Below are 500 nucleotides of genomic sequence, written 5' to 3' on the forward strand. Positions count from 1 at the left end.
AAAAGCTGCTCTGCGGTATCAATCTGATGCCTGCAAAGCAGCCTCGTCTCCTTGGAAATCGTATTTAGTTTTAATAAATCTTCGCGGAGTAGTAAGGGAACCTGCGATGGGGCTGTTTCATTTCGGTTTTTGGGAAAAATCCCTAAGAAGTAACAGTAATGCAAGTACAAACCTCGCAGTCCTCCAATCTTTTTGGATGATTTCTTATTCCCTGGCACCTGTATCCGTGAGGGCACTTGCGCTGTCCGTATCTTTTGCTGCGGTCTCTGTCCGGTCTGCGCCAGTATGCGGCGGCGAATCGCCTCCTGAGCGTATTCCGCTCCGAAGTTTCTAAGCAGTTTCATTCCTCGTTCTTTCCCAGGGGGCCGCAGCGTAATATCTGCGCCAATTTTAATTGTATAGCCCTTTTCCCGCAGGAAAGAAAAGAATTGTTTTTCTGTCTTTGCCTGTTCGATGGCTTCGTCCACATCCGCTTTGATTAGGCCCCGCCAAGTGGGGCG

1 pseudogene is annotated in these 500 nt (G+C 49.0%); it reads right to left on the reverse strand.

The window, feature by feature from the left end:
- Positions 1 to 500, reverse strand: a pseudogene (locus tag NE619_RS18005) (relaxase/mobilization nuclease); the annotation flags it as partial.

It is taken from the genome of Anaerovorax odorimutans (assembly GCF_024459955.1).
In the GTDB taxonomy this organism is placed as follows: domain Bacteria; phylum Bacillota; class Clostridia; order Peptostreptococcales; family Anaerovoracaceae; genus Hominibacterium; species Hominibacterium odorimutans_A.